Here is a 5,800-nt window from a genome sequence, read left to right as displayed (position 1 = left end):
ACGCATGAAGGCCTGCGCGTCCTCGCGCGCCTGCGGGTTGGCCGCCGGCATTGCCAGGTCTTGGCGGCCGGTGCCAGCAGCCCGTAGTGGCGCATACGCTTGAAGCCCGAGGGCAATACGTGATGCCCGAATCGATAGTTGTTCGCTGATGGCAGTCGGGCAGATTGCAGGTTCAATGCGCACCCGAGCCCGACGCCGACCCACCCAACGCTTCGGCCACCGCCATCAGCCGCTTGTCGCGCGTCCAGAGCGTCGTGCCGGGGCTCAGCGCCACGGACGCAAGCAGGTGCATGTCGACATAGCCCAGCCCCTTGCCGTGCAGCGCGTGGCGCGCGATGAAGCCGAGCACCTCGTCGTCATGGGCAACACGGGCCGACGGCAGGTCCTGAAGCAACTCGAGCGTCCGGGACCGCTTGGCGAGGTCGCCGCAAGCGATTTCGCCCACGATGAACGAATGCATGACAACCCGCCCCTGCTCGAGCAGGCCCGCGAGCCGGCGATCGCCGCGCCGAAAGTGATCAATCCAAACCGAGGTGTCGACCAGGATCAAGACTTGGTTCCTGGGCGCCTGCGCGGTGCGGCCTCGAGTGCCGGTTGCGACCCGCCAAGCCGGGCCAGGCGCCGCGCGCTCTCTCGCTCTATGAGCGCCTTGAGCCCTTCATGCACCATGGCCGATCGGTCCAGCGGACCGGCGAGCTTGGTTGCCTTCGCGAGCAGTTCATCATCGATATTGATCGTCGTACGCACTTGCATGCTCCATCTGATGTGCATCAAATCTAGCATCAAATGATGCTGTTTTGCATGCTGGCTTGCATGGCCCACAGGCAAACTCACGACAAGCCGTGTTCCCTCGCATAGCGCAGCAGCTCCACCGCACTGCCCACGCCGAGCTTCTGCCGAATCTGCGTCTGGTAGTTCGACACCGTCTTGGCGCTAAGGCGCAGCGCCGCGGCGATGTCGTCCACGCTGCGGCCGGCGAGCAGTTGCGTGAGGATGTCGAACTCGCGGCTCGACAGGCTTCGGTGCGGCGGTCCGTGGCGAGGGGTCGCTTCGGCCAGGGCCGCCATGTCGGGCGAGAGCGCGACCGCACCCCGCGCCGCGCGGCGCACGGCATCGACCAGCACTTGTGGCGCGCTGCTCTTGGTGACGAAGCCGGCGGCGCCGGCCGCAAGGCATTGCTCGAGCATGGCGCTCGTGTCGTGCATGGTGAACACGAGCACGCGCAGCGCGGGGCGGCGCAGCGCCAGGCGGCGCAGCAGGTCCAGGCCGCTGCGCCCGGGCATCGAGAGGTCGAGCACCAGCAACTCGATGGCGTCGGCATTGCCGTCATCGGCGCCCGGTGCGGTGAGCACGGCATAGGCGGCATCGGCGTCGGCGAACTCCGCCACCACGGCGATGTCGGGCTCGAGTTCGAGCAGGCGGCGGTAGCCAGCGCGGACCACGGCATGGTCGTCGGCCAACGCGACGCGCAACGGCGCGCCGGGTGACCCTTCGACGCGCAGCGGCGCGCCGGGTGACCCTTCGACGCGCAGCGGCGCACCGTGCGGCCCTTCGACGCGCAGCGACTCGGTCGGGGGATCGCCCGTGCGCAAAGGAGCTGGGATGGGCGTGCTCATCGGAGTCGGCGCGCCCGCATCCATCGCGCAGCTCACCCGGCCACGACCGCAAACGGCAAGCGTGCGTGCAGACGCAAGCCCGGCGTGGCGCGCTCTGGCCAGGCGTCGGCAGCACCCCATTCAAGGTCGCCACCGGCCGCCCAGATGCGCTCCTTCAGCCCCGCCAGGCCGTTGCCGCGCTGCCAGGCGGCGGCGTCATCGAGCCCACGGCCATCGTCCTGCACGGTCCATTGCAGCTCGCCGCCGTTGCCCGCACGGCGCACGCACACCTGCAGCCGCGCTTCACTGGCCTGGGCATGCCGCGCCACGTTGGTGAGCGCCTCCTGGCTGACGCGGTAGACGGCGAGCACCAAGGCGCGCGGCAGTGTGGCGTCGGCCTCGATGTCGTCGTCGTCGAACACCAGCGCGTAGCGCGTCGCTTGCCCCGGCGACTTCGTCCAGGCATGCACCAGCGTCTGGAGCAGCGCCTGCAGCCGCGCCACGCTCTCGCCGCCTTGATGGCCCGGCGTTGAGTGCGCTGCATCCAACGCGTCCAGCGGCCGCAGTCGCGTGAGCAAGGCGCGCACCTCGTGCTGCACGCGCTCGCACTGCGCGCCCATGCCGGCGGCCACCGTGGCCAGCTCGGCCTGGCCCGCCAGACGCCGCTGCAGCCAGGCGGCATCGACGCGCAGCGCGGTGAGGTGCTGGCCGAGTTCGTCGTGCAGTTCGCGCGCGAGTCGGCTGCGCTCGTCTTCCTGCAGCGTGAGCAGTTGGCCGCTGAGGTGGCGCCTGGCGTCCTCGGCCTCGCCGAGTGCGCCGGCCAGGTGGCGCAGCGCACGGGCGATGGCGTCCAGCTCGCCGATCGGCATGGCGGGCAGGTCGCGCAGCGGCGCGAGTTCCTGGCGCTCGATGCGCGCGATGGCCCCCAGCAGCGGGCGCAGCGGCTTGAAGGAGCGGCGCACGTTCCAGTACATCACCGCCAGCATGACCGCGCTGCCCACCGCCAGCAGGCCGAGCAGTTCGATCAGTCGCTCGAGCGCTTCGCGCTGCTCGGCCTCGGGCGAGGCCTGCAGCTGCAATTGCCACACCTCGCCATCCGGCCGAGCCAACGGCCACGACACCGCTTCGGGCGCGGGCGGCGGGAACACGCGACGGTTCAATGCCAACAGCCAGGCCAGCGCCGCATGCGGCTCGGGCTCCACCGCGCTTTGCAGCAAGGCGCGGCCCTCGGTGTCGCGCAATTGCAGGTGCAGGTGGCGCAGGCCGCCGCCGGCCTGCAGCGCCTGCAGGGCGGCGAGCAGCTCGTCGCGCGAACGCGGCGCGCCGCCGGTGCGCTCGGCCAGCAGCGCCATCGCATCGGCCAGGCGCACGGCGCCGTCCAGTTCATGGCGCATGTCATCGCGCGCGCGCCACAGGCCCAGCAAGAGCGCCAGTAGCAGCCCGCTGAGGGCAACGGCGAGTGCGCCGCGCATCACCACGCGCGGCAATTCGATGGGCGCGGCGCGGCGGCGCAGCGCCGCGCAGGGCTCGCTGCGCAGGTCGGGAAGTTTTCCCGGCGCCGGGTGGCCGGCACGCGCTAGAGAATCGGGGACGGTGCTCACGACACGATTGCAATAAATGACAAGAGACGACTCGATTGGTTTCGCGAGCAGGCCGGGCCTGCGCCCGCGACTATCGCCGCTGGCGCGGTCGCTGCGGGCGGTCGGCTGGCTAGGGCTTCCCCTGGTGGGGGCTTGCGGCATCGCCGCGGCACAAACGACACCAACGACACAAGCGGCGCCGGAGTCTGCGCCAACGCGGCTCGAGCGCGTCGAGGTGATCGGCGTCTCACCGCTGCCCGGCCAGGGCATCGACCGCAACGTCCTGCCCTACTCCACCCAGCTCATCAAGCGTGAGCGCATCGAAGAAACGCAGGCGGTGAACCTGTCGGACTTTCTCAACCGCCGCATCGCCGGCGTGCAGGTCAACGACATCCAGGGCAGCCCCTTCCAGGGCGACCTCACCTACCGGGGCTTTCGCGCTTCGCCGCTGATCGGCGCGGGCCAGGGCCTGTCGGTCTACCTCGACGGCGTGCGCATCAACGAGCCCTTCGGCGACGTCGTCAACTTCGACCTGATCCCCGAGTTCGCGGTCAACACCATTTCGCTGGTGCCCGGCGCCAACCCGGCCTTCGGGCTCAACTCGCTGGGCGGCGCCCTGGCCTACACCACGCACGACGGGCGCAGCGCCCCCGGTCTGCGCGCCGAGGTCTCCGGTGGCAGCTTCGGGCGCAAGCGCATCGACCTCAGCCACGGCGGCAACGATGAAAGCGGCTGGCACCACTACCTCTCTGCCACCCTGTTCGACGAGCGCGGCTGGCGTGACGTTTCCGCCGGCCACCTCGGCCAGCTGCTCGGCAAGCTCGGCCACGACGACGGCACCACCAGCTGGAGCGTCAGCCTGCTGGCCGGGCGCAGCAAACTGGTGGGCAACGGCCTCTTGCCGGCCTATACGATCGATGGCACCGCACTCACCGACGACCTTTACGTGCGCCGCAACGCCGCCGTCTACACCCACCCCGACCTGACGCGCAACCGGCTCGAGCAAGTCGGCTTGAACCTGCGCCACACGCTCGACGCCGACAGCTCGCTCTCGGCCCTGGTCTACGTGCGCCGCACCCAGCGCGACACCATCAACGGCGACGCGGCCGACGCGCCCGACACCGGCGGCACCAGCGCCAACCCCGAGCCGACCGGCAACAACGCCGCCTTCAACACCACCCAGACGCGCCAGACCGGCTCCGGCGCAGCCCTGAGCTATGCGCGCACGAGCGGCGCCCACCAGTGGCAAGTAGGCGGCTCGCTCGACCAGAGCCGCGTCAGCTACCGCCAGATCGAGCAGGAAGGCTTCTTCACCGTCACGCGCGGTGTGATCCCCGCCGCAGGCGAGCCGCCCGAGCTGGCCGCCAACGTGCAGGGCCGCTCCACGGCGGCCGGCGTCTACGCCACCGACACCTGGCAGCTCGCCGCACGCACCCACCTCACCGCCACCGCGCGCTACAACCGATCGGCGGTGAGCAACCAGCTCACCGTGCGCGACGACGTCACCGGCATCGTCGAGGACAAGGCGCGCGAGCGCTTCACTTACCAAAGCCTCAACCCGGCGTTGGGCATCGCGCAGCGGCTCGGCGATGCGGCCACCACGCCCACGGTGTTTGCCAACCTGGCGCGCAACACACGCGTGCCCACCGTCATTGAACTCGGCTGCGCCGACCCCAACGAGCCCTGCCGGCTGCCCGCCGGCTTGCAGGCCGACCCCTTCCTCGAGCAGGTGAAGTCGACCACCGCGGAGATCGGCCTGCGCTGGCCGCTCGCGGCGGGCACGCACCTGAACGTGGCGGTCTTTCGCACCGACAACCGCGACGACATCCTGTTTCGCAGCGTCAACTTGAGCGGCCAGCTCGGCTACTTCGCCAACTTTCCCAAGACGCGCAACCAGGGCCTGGACAGCGAACTCGCGCTGACTCTCGGCGCGGTCGACCTCGGCCTGGGCTACAGCTTTCTCGACGCCACCTACCAGGCGGACGGCGTGCTGCGCCAGGGCCGGCGCAACGTCACGATTGCCCCCGGCACACGCGTCGCCGGCCTGCCGCGCCACACCGTCAAGCTGGCCGCGGAGTGGCGTGTCGCCCAAGCTTGGAGCGTCGGAGCCGACGCGCAGCTGCTCGGCAGCCGCGGCGTCGCCGGCAACGAGGACGGCCTGCTCGAGGACACCGCCCCCGGCGCGCAGCCCCAGGCGCGACGCCTGAAGATCCCCGGCTACGCCATCGTCAACCTACGCGCCAGCTGGAAGCCCGGCAAGCAGTGGGAGCTGTACGCCAACGCCAACAACCTGTTCGACCGCCGGCATGAAAGCTTCGGCGCGCTGGCCCAAACGCAATTCAGCCCCGAAGGCGCCTTTACCGGCGTCGGGCGCGAAGCGCTGTTCGTCGCGCCAGGTACGCCCAGGGCCTTGTTCGTCGGGATGCGCATGCGCTTTTGAGCAACTTCATGCCCACCCTGCTTCGCCTCGTGAAGCTGGTCGATGCGCTGAGCGACCGCTTCGCCGCTGTCGCGCAATGGGCGGTGCTCGCCGCGTGCCTTATCAGCGCCGGCAATGCCGCCGTCCGCTACGGCCTGGACCTCAGCTCCAACGCCTGGCTCGAGATTCAGTGGTACCTGTTCGCG

5 protein-coding genes and 2 pseudogenes are annotated in these 5,800 nt (G+C 70.3%); 2 read left to right on the top strand and 5 right to left on the bottom strand.

The window, feature by feature from the left end; genetic code table 11:
* The 5 genes and pseudogenes from RMO12_RS16030 to RMO12_RS13975 form a co-directional block, all read right to left on the bottom strand.
* Positions 1-134, bottom strand: a pseudogene (locus RMO12_RS16030) (transposase); the annotation flags it as partial.
* A gap of 38 nt (positions 135-172) precedes the next feature.
* Positions 173-550, bottom strand: a complete 378-nt coding sequence (locus RMO12_RS13990) for a type II toxin-antitoxin system VapC family toxin (protein WP_309639753.1) — start codon at positions 548-550, stop codon at positions 173-175.
* Positions 547-747 carry a type II toxin-antitoxin system VapB family antitoxin gene (locus RMO12_RS13985; RefSeq protein ID WP_309639754.1) on the bottom strand — a complete coding sequence of 67 codons (201 nt, stop codon included), beginning with the start codon at positions 745-747 and terminating at the stop codon, positions 547-549. Before RMO12_RS13985 ends, RMO12_RS13990 begins: the two co-directional genes overlap by 4 nt.
* 83 nt (positions 748-830) lie before the next feature.
* Positions 831-1,616 carry a response regulator transcription factor gene (locus tag RMO12_RS13980; RefSeq protein ID WP_309639752.1) on the bottom strand — a complete coding sequence of 262 codons (786 nt, stop codon included), beginning with the start codon at positions 1,614-1,616 and terminating at the stop codon, positions 831-833.
* A 32-nt stretch (positions 1,617-1,648) separates the two neighbouring features.
* Positions 1,649-3,196 (bottom strand): histidine kinase, encoded by a 1,548-nt coding sequence (locus RMO12_RS13975; protein WP_309639751.1) that lies wholly within the window; start codon positions 3,194-3,196, stop codon positions 1,649-1,651.
* 16 nt (positions 3,197-3,212) lie between these two features.
* Here RMO12_RS13975 and RMO12_RS13970 point away from each other — a divergent pair, with 16 nt between their 5' ends.
* Both RMO12_RS13970 and RMO12_RS13965 read left to right on the top strand, forming a co-directional pair.
* The gene (locus RMO12_RS13970) at positions 3,213-5,615 is read left to right on the top strand and encodes a TonB-dependent receptor domain-containing protein (protein WP_309639750.1); all 2,403 of its coding nucleotides are present in this window, start codon (positions 3,213-3,215) and stop codon (positions 5,613-5,615) included.
* Between the two features lie 8 nt (positions 5,616-5,623).
* Positions 5,624-5,800, top strand: a pseudogene (locus tag RMO12_RS13965) (sugar transporter); the annotation flags it as partial.

Origin of the sequence: Methylibium sp., from assembly GCF_031393925.1 — a bacterium.
Classification (GTDB): Bacteria; Pseudomonadota; Gammaproteobacteria; order Burkholderiales; family Burkholderiaceae_C; genus Methylibium.
Note: the sequence above shows the minus strand (reverse complement) of the source record. Positions and strands in the feature narration are given on the sequence as shown.